Source organism: Dendronalium phyllosphericum CENA369 (assembly GCF_016056275.1).
GTDB classification, from domain to species: Bacteria; Cyanobacteriota; Cyanobacteriia; order Cyanobacteriales; family Nostocaceae; genus Dendronalium; species Dendronalium phyllosphericum.
Genome location: NZ_JAECZA010000033.1, coordinates 24,605 through 40,673, shown reverse-complemented (window position 1 = coordinate 40,673; position 16,069 = coordinate 24,605). Strand labels below are relative to the sequence as shown.

The following is a 16,069-nucleotide window of genomic DNA, read 5'->3' as shown; positions in this document are numbered from 1 at the left end:
AAAGAGAGCTGGGGGAGCGGGGGAGGCTGGGGGAGAAAATATTAATCTATCTGCATAGCCTCTAATCTCCCTCATCTCCCTCATCTCCCTCATCTCCTCACTGGGGATAAATCAATATCTTGTAGGTTTCCGGAGTCGGAGCGATCGCTTGTTCTACGGCTTTTGATAAATTTTGTAATGGGTAGCGATCGCTAATTAATGCTTGCACATCTATGCGCCGATTAAATACAATGTCAACCGACAAATTCTGAAGGCGGTACGATGAACTGTAGCTGCCCATCAAGTCGATTTCGCGGCGATAGAGAATATTGGGATTAATAGGTATTTCTAATTCATCGGGGAATTCCGCGAAAAACAAGATTTTGCCACCTTTGCGGGTACAGTCAAGTGCTTGAGCGAAGGCTTTCTCGCTAGGGACAGCCAGCAGGGTGACATCAACACCCATACCATCGGTAAGGGCATGAATTTTCGCAGGTAAATCGGAATCGCGTGCGTCGAAAGCTGCTTCTGCGCCGACATTTACAGCTTTTTCAATTCTAGAGGGCAGTAAATCGGTGGCGATCGCTTTGGCTCCGAAATACTTCACCAACATCACAAACATTAATCCAATTGGCCCGGCTCCCGTGACTAAAACAGTTTGTCCGGGGGCAATTTGAGCTTTTTTCACTGCTTTGAGACAGCAGTTGGTCGGTTCTACAAAACTCGCTTCTTCAAAACTAATGCGATCGGGAATGGGAATTAACCCACCATTTTGCACAATATGTCCTGGAACCTTGACATACTCAGCAAAACCGCCACCGCTGGCATTAAATCCAGCTGTCGTGGAGATGTTTTTGTAGACATCGCACATGGAAAAATTATCATTTAGGCAGTAAGCGCAACGCATACAAGGGATGTGGTGCATCACCGCTACTCGTTGTCCCACTTGCCAAGCTTTGACTTCAGAACCTACTGCGGCGATCGTGCCAGCAGTTTCATGTCCAAATATACGCGGTGGTTCGTACAGAGGATAACGAATTTTTTTGATATCTGACTGACACAAACCCACGACTTGTACCTGTACCAGCACTTCATCCGGTTCCAGAGTCGGTACTGGGATCTCTTCGTAAGAAAGTTGATTTACGCCTCTAAATACCTGTGCTTTCACGTTGATTTTTTACCGCTCAACGATATTAGATGTAACATTAGCGGTCAACGTTCAGCTATGAATTTTTGGATTTGTACGACAAAATATAGCCAGCAAAGTCTGGTACTTTTTTGCTCAATAGTTCAAGTAGTGTAGTTGTGCAAAATTCATCGGTAGCTTTTTGAGACTTTGAGACTGTAATTCCAGTATTTTAACCATTTTCTCTGGATCGAGGTTGTATAGCTAAGTCAGAAATTGATCTGTAGACTGCGCTTGTATCTTCCTAAAGGCAAGATCCTTTTCTTCAAAGTGCTTAATATTTACTGTTGCCAATGTGTTGGACTGGGGAACATTGGCTGCTCGCAGAGGTCTAAGTGAATACGCCTTTCCTCTACTTTAAAAAGGTGCTTCTTAAATTTTGTATTTTTCTCATGAGGAGAAAAACGCATACAACAACATTAGCATGTTACACTGAATAAAATCGCGCATAACATACTAAAACAGCCCTTGTGCTGTTTTTATCAGAGAAGCAGACTTCTATGCCACTAGAAGCCCACTTCTTCGTCAAAAACAATTTACTGTAGTTGTTTTTGACGACTAGTTGTTGTCATCTACATATAGGGGGCTACTTCCCCCTCTGCTATTATGCCCCATAACACTCGGAAATGGGACGCAAAATCTTCCCAACGATTAAAAACTTACGTTGCTTGTACGGATAAGCCTACGGAATTTTACAGAAAACTATTCCTAAAATACTACTCGTGCACCGCAATTTTAGCAAAACCAGGTTGCGGTGATTCGTTTCTTCTATGGAGAACGGCATTCCGACAGCCTGTTTTAGAGATGTCTGATTTATTAGTGAATAAATAAACAAAACAAATGTTCATTTTTATGAAATTTGAAAAATGAGCGTTTGTTTAATATTTGTTGCTCGTTGATTTTGAAGGATTAATCGGGGGATCTATTTCGATGTCCAATGACTGCAATGTCTGTGTTCTCGAAAGTCCTATAAAAAGCACCATGACTCATTATGTCTTTAATGAGGTGCTGGTGACTGATCCCACAGGACATTGACCATGAAAAACCATAACAACAAACAGCAACCGAGAAAATTTGTCTGGCAGTGGTGGTTGCAAGATCATAACCCTTTTAAAAAAATAACGTACCCCCATTACCAGGTACGCAAACAGCAGCGCCAGAAACGCTACGTTAAAAACGCACCGCCGCGTACCTGGCAGCAGCGAACGGTCGATATATACCGTGATATCGCATCTTTTGCAGCAAGCGTTTACCGCGAAGATATTATCCAGCATTCATTAACCACCCGCTATACCCTGATTGGCAGCATGGTGGTTTTAGTAGGCAGCGTTGCAGCGCTCGGCGGCTTCATGACGGGGTATTACTTATTCGCAGGTTCCGTGCTTGGAGCATGGGCGACAGCAGCAGTGGTAGGAACGGCGGTTTTTTTGCTGGATAAAATGGCCGTGTCAGGACGTAAAAAGAAAGCAAAATGGTGGTTCAGTCCTGGTATTTGGGTAGAAATCTGGGGAACCCTGCTCCTGCGCCTAATGGTCGGGGGGATCATTGGTGCTTTTTTCTCAACATCCCTTGTCATTTTTGCCTTCAAAGATAACATCAAGCAATACCTTGAAAAAGAAATCGACCGTAAAGACAAAATAGTATCCATTCAACAAGATCAGGTAAATCGCGTAAGAACAAGAGCTAGAATAAGTCCTTCTGGAAAGACAGAGTTCTATAAGGATGAAGCCGCAGGAAAAAGAGTAGAAAAATATGATGCGGAAAGACAACGTCTTCAAAAAGAAAGAGACGCTATTCGCAGAGGTGACCCGGCCGTTTTGAGTTATGGCAGGATGCTCAATGCCATTGTGGAAATGGGCTTTACACGCCTCGATGAAAACTCAAATATTCCTGCCAATATCTCTGCAAACCAGTACAACAAGAAAGGTGAGTTACAAAAGGGGTTAACCGACGCGCAATCAGAAGGGAGGCGGCATTTTGACATAACCCCAGAAGGAAGAATGCACCTGATTATTTTTGCCGTATTTTTTGCTATTGATTCAGCGCCTATTCTCTATAAAACTTTCTTCATGCACTTTGATTCAATTGATGATTTTTTTTGGAAATTACAAAATGAAAATATTAAAGTAAATGAATATAATGCTTTATTGATAGTGCGCGAAAGAAATAAAGATGTTGAGACATATGTTAGCAGGAAGCATCAGTATAGGATAAAAGAAGATGCAATTTGGGAGAGTGTCTTTGATGAAGTTTTTAGCGAAAAGGCACAAGCAGAATATAGACAGGAGCTAGTTAAGAAAATTTTGGCAGAAAGGGAAAAAGCAAAGGAATCTATTGGTGAGACAGATAGTGAACAGGAAAACAATCATAAAGAAAATGGAAATGTGTTTGTTACTGCTGAACATGTTCATAAGGTTGGAAATAAAAATGGACAATATAAAGAAAATAACAATCAATCAGTTAACTTTGACGATTTCATGACGGATTTAAAGCGCAATCACGAAAAAGATGAGCCAGATTTTAAGTTATAAAGGAAGGTTAGTAAATGAGTTTTTTTAATGAGCCAAAATTTGGTATTACTCGTAAAAACAATGAAGCAAGAATTTCTAAAAATTCTGGTAACGACGATATTATCAATAAAATAAAGACATACATGATGTATACATCAAACGGTAATGTACTAGAAGGTATGGGTCTTTTAGAAAAGATATTTCCTTCTCAAGAACAACGTGCCTTGCGAGAACAACAAGCTCAGGCAATTTATGATGGAGGGCAGGCACAACGCCGGATGATGAAAGTTTTATACGATTCCGTATCAAGCGAAATTGAGCAGGCGGCACGTTCACGATACGAAATAGCCCAAGTGCGACATGATGCGGCTTTTGCGGAGGAACAATTACGATTGATAAAAAAACTGTATGGGGACGCAAAACCACAATTAAAAGAAGCTGTCGATCACCTTCTTGATGGACTTGAACAAATTGAACGACTACCAGAAGAATACAGAGTGCAATCAAAAATGTTTGTGGACGAGATGTATTATTCACAGCTAGCACAAGTGATTACAACAGTTCGTATGTTTAAAGAGCGTACTGAGGCTTTGTGCGCTTAATTCCTTTACTTTGTTGCGTTTTTATAACAGCGCAACTTGTTCTGATGTAGAAATAGTCGTGATATCGGAGGTGTCCTCTTTGGAGGGCACTTTCTGCTGCTGATAATAGCGCACTGCTTTTTCATAAACATGCTTGCCATCTGTGAAGTTGGCATTTCTGTCTATTTTTTGGTGGGTTGTACCTGCTTCCAAGCTAGGAGCTTCATCTATAACGCAATATCCGAAACGTATATAAAGACACCTACCACTTGGCATTTCAAAGAGTGAGGTTAAAATACTAGGCATTCTTCTAGTAAGTGTGTCTTTTATGCTTGGTCAGGTACTAGATGGACGTTATAAAATTATTCGAGTTTTGGGTGCTGGTGGTTTTGGTCAAACATACATCGCTGAAGACACGAAACTTTACAACAGTCTTTGTGTAGTTAAACAACTCAAACCGATGGCAACTGACCCCATGACTTTGCAAGTTGCCAGGCGCTTATTTGAATCAGAAGCACAATTGCTACATAAATTAGGAACCCACGACCAAATTCCGCAATTAATGGCTCATTTTGAAGAAAATCAAGAATTCTTTTTAGTTCAACAATTTATTGATGGTCATCCTATCGGCGATGAACTCATTCCTGGTAAGCCATTGAGTGAAGCTTATACTATTTCGCTATTACAGGATATTCTGCAACCATTAGCTTTTGTCCATAAAAATAATGTCATTCACCGAGATATTAAACCTCCTAACTTAATTCGCCGCAACAGCGATCGCAAGGTTGTATTAATAGATTTTGGGGCGGTGAAGGAAATTAGTACTCAGATGGTAAACGGTGAAGGCGTAACTAAAATGACTGTGGGTATTGGTACTGCTGGTTATATGCCTAGCGAACAGAGTCGCGGTAGCCCCAGATTAAGTAGTGATGTTTATGCTGTGGGTATGATTGGCATTCAAGCTTTGACAGGGTTAATGCCCCATCAGCTACAAGAAGATGTGCAGACAGCTGAAATTATTTGGCGTAACTCGGTAGAGGTGAGCCAGACCTTAGCAGATATCTTAGATTGGATGATACGTTATGACTTTCGTCAACGCTATCAATCAGCAACAGAGGCTTTAGCTGGGTTGCTGCAGTTGGGTGCTGACATGCCAACACAAATATCCACTTCTCCAGGATACGCAGTAACACTACCTTATACACATCCTGGCGATGTACCACAACCGCAGCCAATTAATTCTGAACCCCCACTATATTCCCCACCTCCAACAGTTCCAGCCCAGTATCGTCAAGAGATTCCCCAACAAATTCAACCATCTCAAGCTAAAAAGCTACAAGTGGGAGTAGGTTTTTATCTTCAATGGGTGTTAGTGAATATTGTAGGTTTATTTGGGGGCGGTATTTTGGCAGCGATCGCCCATATGACTGTACAGCCATTCGGTAGCATTCCACGAAGATTGGCCGTTGCTATTACAGTCGGACTAACATTAGGGTTCATGCAATTGTTAGTGCTACGACGGCAAGTTTCCGTATCTGACAAGTTGTGGATATCAGGAACTACCCTTGGTTTTTGTATTGCCGTTCTTTTATGCGGCCCTAACCCTTATAACTCCATGTTTTTGATTGGCCCTGCAATTGGAATTATCCAATGGTTGATTTTGCGGCAAGTAGTTGAACAGTCTGGTTGGTGGATTTTTGTCAATGCTTTGGGCGGTTGGGTTGGCGGAATTTTGTCGGGTGCAGTACTAGTTTTACTATTAAGAAATCTCAAAAATACAAAAAACATTCTGTAATTGGTAATTCCTCATTCCGCTTTACAAAATTTTTACAAATTCAGTAGATTCACATAACCAAGATCCCCAAAATGATTGCTATTCTAAAAGCTCAAATCAAAACTTGAATATTTACTAAAAAAGTTGTAAATATGCAATTAAAATTTTTATTGGGCAAGGGATACTTAGTTTTTAGCCAACTAGTTATTTGGGGCTATATTATTAGTGCTTTGCTTACTTTTGTTTTGAAGATAGCACCATTAGCGAATATTATAGGTTTTGTATCATTAATTTATTATAGCGCTACTATATATCCTTCAATATTCAAAATAGTTTTTCCTCATTTTCATAAACATACTTTTATAAAATTACTATCTAAAAATCGTCGTTACTTTGGGATTGCCGCTTTTTGTTTTGCAAGTCATCATAGTGTTCTTGTAATTTTTAATAAAAAGTTAAACTTATTAAATTTTGGTACTTGTATACATACGTTCACAGGTTTGTCAATACTTGTAATTTTTACATTATTAGCAGTTACATCTAACGATATCAGTATCAAGTTACTAAAGAGTAATTGGAAAAAGCTACACACCTTAACATATTTAGTAATATTTATATTGCCTTTGCATATATTATTAAAAATGTATGGAAGTTGGACTTACATTACTCCTATCGCTATGATAATTGTACTAATTAGTTTTTTTATGCTTTCCCAAAAACTTACAATACAATTTATTCAGTCGCTTAATAAACAATTGATTAATGTGTATATTAGAAGATAATAATTTTAACTGTTAAAAGCTTGGCGATCGCGGAGATTTTTTACTTATTTTTTGCCGTTAGCATATATATTTACATTTACACAAAATAAAATACAAGCTAGATAAATAAAAGGCAGTTAAAAGCCAATTTTTCAGAATTTATGGTTAATCAAAAATATACAGCCGATGTCTTAGTTGTTGGTGGGGGAACTGGAGGTACTGCTGCTGCTATTCAAGCAGCACGAAGGGGAGCTAAAACTATCTTAGTCAGTGAATTTTCTTGGTTGGGAGGAATGCTGACTTCGGCTGGAGTCTCTGCACCTGATGGTAACGAACTAGCTGCTTTTCAAACTGGTTTATGGGGCGCTTTTTTACAAGAATTGCAACACCGACAAATAGGAGGATTAGATAATAGTTGGGTAAGCTTTTTTAGTTACGATCCCCGTCTAGGGGCAGAGATTTTTGCAGATTGGGTACAGGAATTGTCAAATCTGCATTGGATTTCCGGACGAGTGCCTTTAGAAGTTTTTCGGGGCGAAAATTGTATAACTAGCGTTCGCTTTGCCGATTTCATTGTCGAAGCCAAGATTATTATCGATGGTACAGAATTAGGAGATTTATTAGCTCTGGGGGAGATACCTTATTGTTGGGGTTGGGAGTTGCAATCTGAATGGAAAGAACCCAGCGCCCCAGTTGAGTTTAATTCCCTTACCGAAAGATATCCATTGCAAGCGCCCACGTGGGTAGTAATTATGCAAGATTTTGGTGAAGCAGTCGCCCCAGAAATTCCGGTTGCTCCCAACTACAATCCATCACAGTTTGTCGGCGCTTGGGATGACTATGGTGCAGAGCGATTTTTAAACTACGGGCGTTTACCACAGGGCTTATTGATGATTAATTGGCCCATTTGTGGTAATGACTATGGCGAAAGCGTAGGGCGACTGATAGAGTCAGAAGCATCTAAACGCGAGTTTCTCCAAGAGTGTCGCTGGCATAGCCAAAATTTCGCTCATTATATTCAAAATCAACTGGGTCGTCGCTATGGCTTGGCAGAAGAAGTTTTTCCTCATACGCCTACTGCTTTTGCACTGCATCCCTACTACCGCGAAAGCCGACGCTTGGTAGGACTGACTACCGTCCGCGAACAAGATATTTTACCAATGGCGGAGGGTAGGGTGGCATCAATTTACCCAGATACAATTGCGATTGGTAACTACGCCAACGACCACCATTATCCTGGCTTCACTTTGCCACTGCAACCCAAATCTATCCGCTGGGGCGGGCGTTGGACTGGGACTCCCTTCACTATTCCCTATCGTTGCTTGATTCCAGCAGCTACAGATGGCTTATTGGTTTGTGAAAAGAATATTTCTGTCTCCCATATTGCTAACGGTGCGACTCGGTTACAACCTGTAGTGATGGGGATAGGTCAAGCAGCGGGAATGGCAGCGGCTATGTGCGTTGAGTTGGGCGTACAGCCTAGAGATTTACCTGTAAGAGCGTTGCAAGAAGCTTTATTGCAAGATTTACACTCGCCTGCCGCGATTATACCTTTATTTGATTCACTGCCCGATCGCCCTGAATGGTTGCACTGGCAAATTTATTACTTAGATGAGCCGCAAGCTTATCCTTTAAGTGGGAATTGCCCCGCTGCATATTTGAATAAATCCGATCGCTTAGAACAAAAAAATGATTGTTTCACAGGCGTTTTCCATCGTCTGAATCAGCAGGATTACAAATATACGATCGCCACACCAATCCAATATCAAGGGCAAGTGTGGCAGCTTGTGACTTTGCGATCGCATATAGACGATCTGCTACAAACTACTGTCAGCGAACAACTAATGACTGTTCGAGGTCGCTTAAATCATTCCGGTCATTGGTTATTAATTGAAGATATAGGAAAATTGCCAAAATAATTTATTTCTGTAAAACACAATACTTTTTTAGAAAATTTTCCGGACACATATAGAGAAATTAAGTAGCAGTAGATAAGACAGTTCCAAAATAAACATCTGCTATGCGTACTTCCCTTTCTCTTTTAATTTCGAGTCTAGCGTTCAGTTCCTTGACTATTAATTGCTCAGTAGTAAATAGCTCATCTTTTGTAGCGCTAGCTGATTCTAGTTCCCAACAGTTGGTTTCAGCTAAACCTCAACCTAGCGAGCCAGAAAGCCCAACACCATATCGGGGTGGAGGACGTAGAGATTTAATTCAATCCAAGAATGCCCGTTCTAATGGTTAATAATCTCAGGAGCGCGCTTGTTGTACTATCGGGAGAAGTCTCACGATAAGCCAATTTAAAATCGGTAAAATATTGTACCTAACTTATCTCCTAGAGACTGAATATTGACACACAAAAAACTTCAATTTTCACTGAGTTTTTCATCACTGCATTTGGATATCGAATTAAAATCACTGCCTGTATCGACAGCATCACCAAATATATTTTTGCTCTTCACAGGATGTCGCTATTCAGGCGATCGCTTCACATCAAGGGCATCTATTGTAGATATTTTTCTTTGCGAACAACCAACTATCATGATTGGAAAATAGTTGATTTTTGATCCACTACTAGTTGGGTATGATTTGCTGACTCATCAACATCTAATATTTTAGGATTCTACTTTGTTACAAAAATAGGTAAGGCATGATTTATAAAATAAACCTTAAATTGTAGGGTGCGTTATAGCTACGCTTAACGCACCGATAAACATGGTGCGTTACGGCTACCTCTCACTCTCTCAAACTCCCAAATACTTGCATGGCCGTAACACACGCTACTTAATATTTACTTTATAAATAGCCTCTAAGGTTTAAGCCTTACCTAGCTAGTTTTATACAGTTTTTTTGTTGTCTTTCTTTGTACCTTGAATGCCGTTAAGGAACATGGGTACAAACTTCTCCATAAACGCTTGTGGATCGCGCTGCCATGCCTTTTGTGCAGCTTGAATCCTAGTAAACTGCAATTCAGGTGCTAGCAAAGTTTGTGGTAAGCGCTCCATGAGATATTTAGGGCGTTCCCAAAGTGGCATTGTATTTGCTACTTCTACAAGGTTAGTCACCCGCCGCAGCTCTGCACCTAGGGTAATATCCATTCCCGATTCAAATGCCGCCTGTTCTATTGCGGCATATTTGCGCTTGGCTTCCTCTACCTTTTGCCGAAGCTCTGGACTTTGATTTGCTATTTGTCCTAACCATCGATTACCCCAGCGAACGTGTCCGGCTTCTTCTGGGAGAATTTTTTCGATGGTTTCGCGGATTTTGATGTTTTCTGCTGTTTGCGGTGCTTGTTTGAGTGCGTAAATATGGGCAGAAAAATATTCACAACCCCGTTTTTCAGTGATGTTAATTGCTGCCAAGCCAGCTATTAAGGTGTCTTCTAAATTGCTTTTTGGATCGTAAGTATCTTTGTCTAACAGGCGATCGAATTCATCAATATAAGAAATTCCAGGGGGAGTTCCGATATTAGCTCCTAAATCGAAGAGCAAATCGGTTAGCCACATAGCATGACGAGCCTCATCCGAGATGTGGTGAGACAAATCCCGTATTAGTTCTCGTGGTTGTCCATCCAGCTTTTCAACTACCTCAGTTAGGTCTTTGCAACTGCGTTGCTCGCTGTAGCGGTAGCGATTGAGGGTAATTAGATGGAGTTCGCGATCGCTTACTACCCGTTTGAGAATCTCCCTCGCACCCAAAGTATTCTGAAATTTACGTGGATAAACAACTGTCATAGTTTTTGTTGACTTTTGTAAAGTATGTTATCTAATGCTAACTTTGTTGGTTTTAACTTCTGTACTAGTACAGTCAGACAGAAAGCTCAAGACCAGAATAAGTTACATAACAAATAAAACAAGCACTGTAGGTATTTAAGATCGTACATTTATTTCTGTTGTTGTGTACTAGTAATTCCAAACCATAATACTTATAAGTAAAAAATAAAACTTTAAATCAAACTATGTACTTAAAAATTGCCGATGTATAAGTTTAACTTTCTAAGTGTAAATAAATGTAACGAACAAATTATTGACCCTGAGAAAGATTTTTCGCTAGAGGCGAACTTGACACAAACAGGATACGGGAACGAAAAGATAGGGAATGCAGGGAATTTATCGCAAAAACTCTCCCCATCTCCATTGTTTTCTGCGTGAAAGCAAGTTAAACCAAGATTTCAGCCAGTAATTGTCTAATTGACAACTTTGAAATATAAATTTTTATTTCAGAATAGCGATTTTGTAACTTTCGTTACAGAATTATTGTTAATATGATTTTGTAAGGATAGCTAGCTAAAGATATATAACTAAAAACATAGGGAGGACTGTATTATGTCTATTCAAGAAAAATCTCGTGCGTTAATGGTGCGTCAATATCACCAAATCAAGAATCGTCAACAATCGATGATGATGCGCGCTGCACAAGAACTCGGTCTTCCTGAAGAAGCATCCCAGTACTGGAATCCCATTCAAGGGAAAGTAGAGCATACGACACGGATGATTTATGGAAGCAGCCATGCTTCGATGAGCTAGGTTGGCAGAGTTCTTAGCTATATTTTTAAGTGATTTCTACTCTAAAAAAAGCCACCCTCTAGGGTGGCAAAATTTATGCTTTAAGATACAGCTATTAACTAGGCATCGTAATACAGATTAAACTCGTAGGGATGAGGACGTAGCTGCAAAGGCTTGACTTCGTTAGCTAGTTTGTAGTCAATCCAATTTTCGATGAAGTCTTCTGTGAACACGCCTGACTCTGTCAAGAAAGCATGATCTTTTTCTAGTGCTTCTAATGCCAATTCTAGAGAACCGGGAGTAGAAGGAACCTTCGCCAGTTCTTCTGGAGAAAGTTCATAGATATTTTTATCTAAGGGTTCGCCAGGATGAATTTTGTTCTTGATGCCATCGATACCAGCACAAAGCATGGCAGCAAATGCCAAGTAGGGGTTAGCAGTAGCATCTGGACAACGGAACTCTAAGCGTTTAGCTTTTGGGTTATCCCCAGACAAAGGAATACGGATAGAAGCCGAACGGTTCCCTTGGGAGTAAGCCAAGTTCACTGGTGCTTCATAACCAGGTACTAAGCGCTTGTAGGAGTTAGTGCTGGGATTGGTAATTCCTAATAGCGCTGGTGCATGTTTGAGCAGACCACCAATGTAATATAGTGCTGTTTCACTCAAACCAGCGTACTTATCGCCTGCGAATAGAGGCTGACCATCTTTCCAGATGGACTGGTGGGTGTGCATCCCAGAACCGTTATCACCAAACAAGGGTTTTGGCATGAAGGTGACAGTTTTTCCATGTTTCCAAGCTACGTTCTTAATAACGTATTTGTAAATCAGTAGCCAATCAGCTGCTTCGATCAATTTACCGAAGCGGAAACCCAATTCGCACTGACCGCCTGTGGCTACTTCGTGGTGGTGCTTTTCAATAGGTACGCCTAATTTTGCCATCGTCAACAGCATCTCTGTACGGATGTCTTGCAGAGAATCTGTTGGTGAAACTGGGAAGTACCCCTCTTTGAAGCGTGGTTTGTAACCCAGATTCGGCTTTTCGTTTTTACCAGAATTCCAACGACCTTCTATAGAATCTACGTAGTAGTAGCCTTCATTGGCGGTTTGATCGAAGCGGACACTATCAAAGATAAAAAATTCAGCTTCCGGGCCAAAGAAGGCTGTGTCACCGATACCAGTAGAAACTAAGTAGTCTATAGCTTTTTGGGCAATAACGCGAGGGCAACGGTTGTACCATTCACCTGTACGGGGTTCTTTAATGCTACAAACAATGCTTAGTGTCGGCACTTCCATGAAGGGATCGATCCAGGCAGTATTCGGATCGAGTACCATTGTCATGTCCGATTCGTTGATTGCCTTCCAACCCCGGATACTAGAACCATCGAATGGTACGCCATCGGTAAATGAACTCTCATCGATTTGGTTTTGGTACAGAGTCAGGTGCTGCCAAGTTCCTGGTATATCGATGAATTTCAGATCGATCAGTTCAATCTTTTCATCTTGAATTCTCTTCAAGACTTCTTGTGGGGTTGTCATTGTTACTCCTTCTCTACCAATTTTCTAAAGTAAAACTAGAATCTTCCAAAGCATTCTAACCCTGACGATCTGAACCCAGTTGATGACACACCTGCAATATCGTAAATACTGGACATTAAAGAATTTTGTAGTATTTGTTACAGATTATCTGGATTACAGGTTATATTAACCTTTCCTCAGTCATGTGTACAAAACAGTAAAGTTCGTCTCATAGGGGTCAACTTTGGCATAGAATCCTTAAGTAGCGGATGATTATTTTTGTGCCGAATCTAATTTTAAATAGCACAAAAATTTGCTGTTGCGTAAGTGCAGCCAAATTAATATCAAACCATAGATAGCAACGATTGGGAGAAGAAGGAATGCGCGATGCAGTAACAAGCTTGATTAAGAATTATGACGTAGCAGGCCGATATTTCGATCGCAATGCGATTGATAGCCTTAAATCATACTTTGAAAGTGGTACAGCACGGGTGCAAGCTGCGGGGGCAATTAATTCTAATGCAGCTGGACTTGTGAAGCAGGCTGGTTTGAGGTTGTTTGAAGAACTGCCAGAATTAATTCGTCCTGGTGGAAATGCTTATACGACTCGTCGTTATGCGGCTTGTCTGCGCGATATGGACTACTACCTGCGCTATGCTACCTACGCTTTGGTTGCTGGTAATACGAATGTGTTGGATGAGCGAGTACTGCAAGGACTGCGGGAAACTTACAATTCTTTAGGAGTACCCATTGGCCCAACCGTTCGCGGTGTCCAAATTCTCAAGGATTTAGTTAAGGAACAAGTGCTAGCTGCGGGTGTAGCTAATACTGCTTTTGTGGATGAACCTTTTGACCATATCACTCGTGAGTTAAGCGAGAAGGATATTTAGAAGAAGGCAGAAAGAAAAAAGTTTTAGACACAAGTTTTTACTTCATTTCTGACCTGCTGTACAAGTAATTTGACAATTAGTATAAAATTAGCGCGATCGCACTTTGACTATGACAGCAAGTAGCGATCGCTTTTTTTTACAAACTGTAACTCAGTTAATGATTTAGATTTGTAACAATCCTTCGGGATTCACCGAGAAAAGCGATCGCCTCTGCAAACCCTCACGATATAAAATTTCATTAGCTGCTAATAAACCACTACTAACAGCACGTTCCATTAACCCAGAAGGAAAAGGCATTTTTACCCAATCTCCCGCAAACAATAAGTTAGAAACATTGGTGCTAGTTTCGGGACGTTGTGCATAACTGTTGGGTGGATAACCAGAAAAGTTATGTTGATTCACTAATTCTCGGTGCAATAGATTCGCTTGCTTTAACTCAGGAACAATTGTATAAAGTTCGTTTTCAAAAGTTGTTAACAAAGCTTGTTGATTCGGAAACTCTTTTTCTTTATAGCAGTAAGCGTGTAATTCAACGACACTACCACCTGTTCGTTGTGCCCAGTCGATGAATTGTTTTTGGATGCGATGATAAAGGGTGATACTATCAGTTAATTGATACCCAGATAAAGAAGTAAAATTACTTTGTTCCCATGTAAAATCGCGGTCAAACCAAAAACGACAGACAGCAAATGGGTCAGCGATACTCAATTTTTCAACCTGCGATCGCACTTTTCGATCTACGTCTCCACTCACTAGTTTAAATAGTTGTTGTACTCCAGGAACATCGGTAGCAAAGACGTAATAATCTGCTTTCATAATTTCTGGTGATGCTGATTCCTTTGCTGCTACCAATTGCAATTCATCGTTTTGTTGTTGTACTATTTGCAATTTTGATAAATCTCGTTGAGCAGGCCCTTTTAAAACTTTACCATCAGCAGTAAAAATTGCTCCATGACAAGGGCAATGAAACTTACCATCTGCTGCCATTTGTACGGTGCAGCCTTGATGAGTGCAGGTAAGTGAAATTGCTTCTTTACTATTAGATGATACAGCAAATAATTCATCAGCTGCGCCAAAATATTTTATTTCTTCAGTCTTAACAGAGGAATTCCGCTTTACCCAAAAAGGAACATTATTTTTATTGCTACCAATATAATATTTTAAAGCATCGATTTTCCCTTTTGCAACAGAGACTTCAGCCACATTTGCATCAGTAATAATTTTGCCATTATTTCTTTTAATTGCCCTGACGATAGGTTGCACTAAACTTGTACCCATATCGTCTTTCGTACCATTAAAAGCTAGCCCTTCTGGATTGCCAAAAAAATAAAAATGGAAGAATTGCATGAGTTCTCCTACACTCATTATATCTGGTGCATTCAAGCTAGATTTAGCAAAAGGCAGAAAATACAAATCGTATAAACCTTGAGGAAATTCTGTTTTTACCCAATCGGCAACTGAGATATTATCAAACCGTTGATAGTTCTTTTCTCGCTGAAAACCAGAAATTGCTTGAAACACTTGCAAATGTTTGAGTTTAGTGAGATTAATTCCCCATTTGAAACGATTGGGAGAAGCGATCGCTAAATCTATAATATTCCAGGGAAAGGCAGAATTACTAGGATGAAATACTTCTGGTTTATATTGGCGATCGCGGTAAATAACTGAATAAGAATTTAACGATTCAAAGTTATCATTTATCCCCAATTCTGCAACTATGTTATTCAAGTTATAGTACTGGGGAAAAAAGCCATGAAACCCATGTTCCATCATAAAAGTTTCACCAGCAGCTTCTATTTGCCAACTAGCAATTTTGCCACCTAATTGAGGAGATTTTTCTAAAAGCGTAACTGCAAATCCCCGCTGACTCAATTCATAAGCACAAGCTAAACCTGCTAAACCACCGCCAATAACTACAACACTTTTTTGTTGATGAAGTAGCCGTGGTAAATTGAGTGTATCTTTTTGAAATACTGTAGGTTTTGGCTTACTAAACCGAGAGTATCCTGTTACCCCTGCAATCGCCCCAATACCAAATACTTTGAGTAGCGTGCGACGGTTGATAGTAGATGATTCTGATAAATTAAATGGTTGACTCATTGGTTACAAAATTAATTATCCACGATAAATTACTAGCAATAAATCAGAGCTGTTAGCTAGCAGATTGCTTGTGTTTTTTCATTGTCGCGTTCAGCCCAAACGGATTTATTTTTGCAGAACGGTAAAAATTGTCAATAGCTAGATGTAACTAAAGAAAAAATCAAGGATGAAATCAGAGTGAAAACTGGATATAAATTCCCAAATTTTACTGTAGAGTCTTTACTTTCCACTTTATCTTTAGTTGACAATCTCTTGACTTATTCCTCATT

General features: G+C 40.1%; 14 protein-coding genes. 9 read left to right on the top strand and 5 right to left on the bottom strand.

Annotated features, from left to right (window positions below):
- Positions 1 to 97: 97 nt before the first annotated feature.
- Positions 98 to 1,147, bottom strand: coding sequence for a zinc-dependent dehydrogenase (locus I8752_RS10670; RefSeq protein WP_214432289.1), 1,050 nt, complete (start codon positions 1,145 to 1,147; stop codon positions 98 to 100).
- 1,055 nt (positions 1,148 to 2,202) lie between these two features.
- Between I8752_RS10670 and I8752_RS10665 the strand changes: the two genes are divergently transcribed.
- Together I8752_RS10665 and I8752_RS10660 are read left to right on the top strand one after the other, a co-directional pair.
- Positions 2,203 to 3,696, top strand: a complete 1,494-nt coding sequence (locus I8752_RS10665) for a DUF4407 domain-containing protein (RefSeq protein WP_214432288.1) — start codon at positions 2,203 to 2,205, stop codon at positions 3,694 to 3,696.
- A 14-nt stretch (positions 3,697 to 3,710) separates the two neighbouring features.
- Complete coding sequence (locus I8752_RS10660) at positions 3,711 to 4,277, top strand: hypothetical protein (protein WP_214432287.1); 567 nt, start codon at positions 3,711 to 3,713, stop codon at positions 4,275 to 4,277.
- Between the two features lie 21 nt (positions 4,278 to 4,298).
- On the opposite strand, the gene I8752_RS10655 is transcribed toward I8752_RS10660, so the two are convergent.
- A complete protein-coding gene (locus I8752_RS10655; RefSeq protein WP_214432286.1) occupies positions 4,299 to 4,562 on the bottom strand; it encodes a hypothetical protein in 264 nt (87 codons plus the stop codon).
- 22 nt (positions 4,563 to 4,584) lie between these two features.
- Here I8752_RS10655 and I8752_RS10650 point away from each other — a divergent pair, with 22 nt between their 5' ends.
- The 5 genes from I8752_RS10650 to I8752_RS10630 all read left to right on the top strand — a co-directional run bounded on the left by I8752_RS10650 (position 4,585) and on the right by I8752_RS10630 (position 9,347).
- Positions 4,585 to 6,051 carry a serine/threonine-protein kinase gene (locus I8752_RS10650; protein ID WP_214432285.1) on the top strand — a complete coding sequence of 489 codons (1,467 nt, stop codon included), beginning with the start codon at positions 4,585 to 4,587 and terminating at the stop codon, positions 6,049 to 6,051.
- A 131-nt stretch (positions 6,052 to 6,182) separates the two neighbouring features.
- A complete protein-coding gene (locus I8752_RS10645) occupies positions 6,183 to 6,812 on the top strand; it encodes an iron reductase (protein WP_225895583.1) in 630 nt (209 codons plus the stop codon).
- A gap of 140 nt (positions 6,813 to 6,952) precedes the next feature.
- The gene (locus tag I8752_RS10640) at positions 6,953 to 8,710 is read left to right on the top strand and encodes an FAD-dependent oxidoreductase (protein ID WP_214432284.1); all 1,758 of its coding nucleotides are present in this window, start codon (positions 6,953 to 6,955) and stop codon (positions 8,708 to 8,710) included.
- 101 nt (positions 8,711 to 8,811) lie between these two features.
- A complete protein-coding gene (gene patX, locus I8752_RS10635; protein ID WP_214432283.1) occupies positions 8,812 to 9,036 on the top strand; it encodes a heterocyst-inhibiting protein PatX in 225 nt (74 codons plus the stop codon).
- Between the two features lie 152 nt (positions 9,037 to 9,188).
- Positions 9,189 to 9,347: a hypothetical protein gene (locus tag I8752_RS10630; protein ID WP_214432282.1), complete on the top strand. Its 159-nt coding sequence runs from the start codon at positions 9,189 to 9,191 to the stop codon at positions 9,345 to 9,347.
- A gap of 281 nt (positions 9,348 to 9,628) precedes the next feature.
- Here I8752_RS10630 and I8752_RS10625 read toward each other — a convergent pair whose 3' ends face one another.
- The gene (locus I8752_RS10625) at positions 9,629 to 10,525 is read right to left on the bottom strand and encodes a ferritin-like domain-containing protein (RefSeq protein WP_214432281.1); all 897 of its coding nucleotides are present in this window, start codon (positions 10,523 to 10,525) and stop codon (positions 9,629 to 9,631) included.
- A gap of 591 nt (positions 10,526 to 11,116) precedes the next feature.
- Here I8752_RS10625 and I8752_RS10620 point away from each other — a divergent pair.
- Complete coding sequence (locus tag I8752_RS10620; RefSeq protein ID WP_214432280.1) at positions 11,117 to 11,317, top strand: hypothetical protein; 201 nt, start codon at positions 11,117 to 11,119, stop codon at positions 11,315 to 11,317.
- Positions 11,318 to 11,415: 98 nt separating this feature from the next.
- Here the strand turns inward: I8752_RS10620 and glnA are convergent, their stop codons facing one another.
- A complete protein-coding gene (gene glnA, locus I8752_RS10615) occupies positions 11,416 to 12,831 on the bottom strand; it encodes a type I glutamate--ammonia ligase (RefSeq protein ID WP_214432279.1) in 1,416 nt (471 codons plus the stop codon).
- Between the two features lie 359 nt (positions 12,832 to 13,190).
- Here glnA and apcB point away from each other — a divergent pair, with 359 nt between their 5' ends.
- On the top strand, positions 13,191 to 13,700 hold the full coding sequence (gene apcB / locus I8752_RS10610; RefSeq protein WP_214432278.1) for an allophycocyanin subunit beta: 510 nt from the start codon (positions 13,191 to 13,193) through the stop codon (positions 13,698 to 13,700).
- Positions 13,701 to 13,862: 162 nt separating this feature from the next.
- Here apcB and I8752_RS10605 read toward each other — a convergent pair whose 3' ends face one another.
- Positions 13,863 to 15,800 (bottom strand): FAD-dependent oxidoreductase, encoded by a 1,938-nt coding sequence (locus I8752_RS10605; RefSeq protein ID WP_214432277.1) that lies wholly within the window; start codon positions 15,798 to 15,800, stop codon positions 13,863 to 13,865.
- Positions 15,801 to 16,069 lie beyond the last annotated feature (269 nt).

Bases quoted from the DNA above. Each gene is read 5' to 3' on its own strand.
- I8752_RS10655 (WP_214432286.1), bottom strand. From the start codon at position 4,562: ATGCCTAGTATTTTAACCTCACTCTTTGAAATGCCAAGTGGTAGGTGT.
- I8752_RS10645 (WP_225895583.1), top strand. From the start codon at position 6,183: ATGCAATTAAAATTTTTATTGGGCAAGGGATACTTAGTTTTTAGCCAA.
- apcB (WP_214432278.1), top strand. From the start codon at position 13,191: ATGCGCGATGCAGTAACAAGCTTGATTAAGAATTATGACGTAGCAGGC.
- I8752_RS10620 (WP_214432280.1), top strand. From the start codon at position 11,117: ATGTCTATTCAAGAAAAATCTCGTGCGTTAATGGTGCGTCAATATCAC.
- I8752_RS10640 (WP_214432284.1), top strand. From the start codon at position 6,953: ATGGTTAATCAAAAATATACAGCCGATGTCTTAGTTGTTGGTGGGGGA.
- I8752_RS10625 (WP_214432281.1), bottom strand. From the start codon at position 10,525: ATGACAGTTGTTTATCCACGTAAATTTCAGAATACTTTGGGTGCGAGG.
- I8752_RS10605 (WP_214432277.1), bottom strand. From the start codon at position 15,800: ATGAGTCAACCATTTAATTTATCAGAATCATCTACTATCAACCGTCGC.
- I8752_RS10660 (WP_214432287.1), top strand. From the start codon at position 3,711: ATGAGTTTTTTTAATGAGCCAAAATTTGGTATTACTCGTAAAAACAAT.
- I8752_RS10650 (WP_214432285.1), top strand. From the start codon at position 4,585: ATGCTTGGTCAGGTACTAGATGGACGTTATAAAATTATTCGAGTTTTG.
- glnA (WP_214432279.1), bottom strand. From the start codon at position 12,831: ATGACAACCCCACAAGAAGTCTTGAAGAGAATTCAAGATGAAAAGATT.
- I8752_RS10665 (WP_214432288.1), top strand. From the start codon at position 2,203: ATGAAAAACCATAACAACAAACAGCAACCGAGAAAATTTGTCTGGCAG.
- patX (WP_214432283.1), top strand. From the start codon at position 8,812: ATGCGTACTTCCCTTTCTCTTTTAATTTCGAGTCTAGCGTTCAGTTCC.